This window comes from Shewanella sp. K8, assembly GCF_028823715.1.
Classification (GTDB): Bacteria; Pseudomonadota; Gammaproteobacteria; order Enterobacterales; family Shewanellaceae; genus Shewanella; species Shewanella algae.
Genome location: NZ_JAPEHY010000080.1, coordinates 1 through 2,243, shown reverse-complemented (window position 1 = coordinate 2,243; position 2,243 = coordinate 1). Strand labels below are relative to the sequence as shown.

The 2,243-nt window shown below is 48.9% G+C and carries 2 protein-coding genes and 1 pseudogene; all 3 read left to right on the top strand.

The window, feature by feature from the left end; translation table 11 throughout:
• Positions 1 to 327 precede the first annotated feature (327 nt).
• Complete coding sequence (locus ON072_RS20950; RefSeq protein WP_261753253.1) at positions 328 to 1,092, top strand: hypothetical protein; 765 nt, start codon at positions 328 to 330, stop codon at positions 1,090 to 1,092.
• Positions 1,093 to 1,096: 4 nt separating this feature from the next.
• Complete coding sequence (locus ON072_RS20945) at positions 1,097 to 1,639, top strand: DUF1788 domain-containing protein (protein ID WP_261753252.1); 543 nt, start codon at positions 1,097 to 1,099, stop codon at positions 1,637 to 1,639.
• 14 nt (positions 1,640 to 1,653) lie between these two features.
• Positions 1,654 to 2,243: pseudogene (locus ON072_RS20940) on the top strand (BREX system P-loop protein BrxC); the annotation flags it as partial.

Sequence of the window (2,243 nt, the reverse complement as noted above, 5' to 3'; positions counted from 1 at the left end):
AGCATAAGCTGGAAAATCTCATCAAGAGATTGGTACTAATCTCGGGGAAAGGTCACATCTAAGACAAGTGGATGACTGCATTATGGTCAACTCAGGCTCTTTGCCCTGTGATCACAGAGGTCCTTGGCGACCTGGAGCCTATTAAATGCAAACTGGCAGAATGCATTGAAATCAGTGTGGTCTGATACACGTCGCAAAAACTCACCCAAGGCCTTGAGTGAATGGAATTCCGGCTGAGTTGTGTGGCAGTTTGCGATATAATTCCAGCCATTTTCACCACTGATCCACTTGTTCGGTACACAACTCTTTCAAAGGCAATCATAGGTAATGGAATCGACAGAGTCTCTCATCCAAGCAGGTTTTAAGTTTGGTAAAAATGGTGCTCATGCTGCGCGTAGTATGATGATTGAAGAGCTGAAGTTATTGCTGCAATCTAGGCCAGAAAATGCAATGCGTGAGGACTACATGGCAGATATTGTCGATGCCAATGTATTGCATAAATCCAGTGCTAATGCCCGAAAGCTAACCTATCGGCACCTGGTTGATTTGTATGGCATGTCGCCACAAATTCCGCTGTTTAAGGTGTTTAGGCAGTTGTGGGAGTTGTCCGAAGAAGCTCAGCCGTTGCTGGCGCTGCAATTGGCGGTGGCAAGAGACCCTCTGCTTAGAGGCTCTGCAGATGTGATATTGGCGCTGGAGCCTGGGCAGCTGTTAACCAGAGAAACAATGGAAGCTCACTTAGCCAAGGATGATCCAGAAAGATTCAGCCCTGCTTCGTTGAAGTCATTCTCTCAAAATCTCAATGGTACCTGGACTCAGGCTGGCTACTTAACCGGTCGAAATAAGAAGTTTCGCGCAGAGCCAAAAGTCACCTATGTGAATCTAGTCTTTGCATTGGTGTTAGGCCATTTCCAAGGGCTATCAGGAAAAAGACTATTTACCAGTTTTTGGAGTCGCCTCTTGCTGGTGGACCAAACCACCATGCAAGAGCTTGCACACCGTGCAACATTGCGAGGCCTAATTAACTATAAGCAAGCCAGTGAGGTTGTCGAAGTCTCTTTTACCCCTCTAAACCTCACAGTCAAGGAATGAATCCATGTCAGACAGACTGTCTAAATTACTTAAAAGCTTCAACAGTCACATCAGTGTGCCTTGGAGCAGTAATATCTCGGCGGAAGAGAAGGCGATTTTCGTCGTTTACGACAAGGCCGATGAGCTCAAATTACGTGCGCGTATGGCCGAGTTTCAACAGGTGTGTGTTGAAAGCCAGCACCCTTGGTTGGCGCTGGATTTGACCAATGAATTTCCAAACTGGATGGCTGAGCAAGATTACAAAGAAGCCTACTTTGAAGACCCTGAATACTTAGAGGGAAGTTACGACTACTTCGCTGATGAGCTGGTCGCCAAGCTCTGTGAGCAAATAAATGCTCAACAAACACAGGATACTGTCGTTGCCCTTATGGGATGCGGCACTCTATTTGGCTTTGTGTCAGTCTCTGCGCTGGTTAAGTCCTTAGCCGCACAGGTTCAAGGTCGCCTGGTGGTGTTCTTTCCAGGAGAATATCACGATAACAACTACAAATTGCTCGATGCCAAGGATGGATGGGGCTACCAGGCCACCGCCATCACAGCCGTTTAACGAGGGAGCGTACTATGCAAAACCGCGATATTTATAAGTTAGACCCACTTGAATCCAAACTCGCCAACAACGGCGTGGCCGAAGTGAAAGACGACCTTTCCCAAGGGGCATTAGAAACGCTCGCCTATGAGCTTCGTACCTTCGTATGCAGCGGCGCGTACGCCAAAGGCTTGGACGATATCCTCAGCACCTTCTTGCGTAACGTAAAAGTAAGCGGTGAACAACCCGGCGTTTGGATTTCCGGCTTCTTTGGCTCGGGTAAGTCACACCTGGCCAAAATGCTCAGAACTCTGTGGACCAACCAAAAAATTCACGATGGCACAGATGCCCGCTCTTTGGTCGAGTTGCCCGAAAACATCAGCCGGCACTTTGACGAACTCTCAACCCTGGGCGCCAAGCTTGGCGGTCTGCATGCGGCGTCCGGCACCTTGGGCGCCGGCGCCGATGACAAAGTGCGTTTGGCGCTGCTGGCGGTCATTTTCAAATCCGTTGGCTTATCTGAGCAGTATCACCTGGCAAGATTTGAGCTCTGGCTCAAGGCCGAAGGCGTATTGTCCGAGGTTAAAGCCTACATAGCACAGCACGCCAAAGGTAAAGAAGGCGA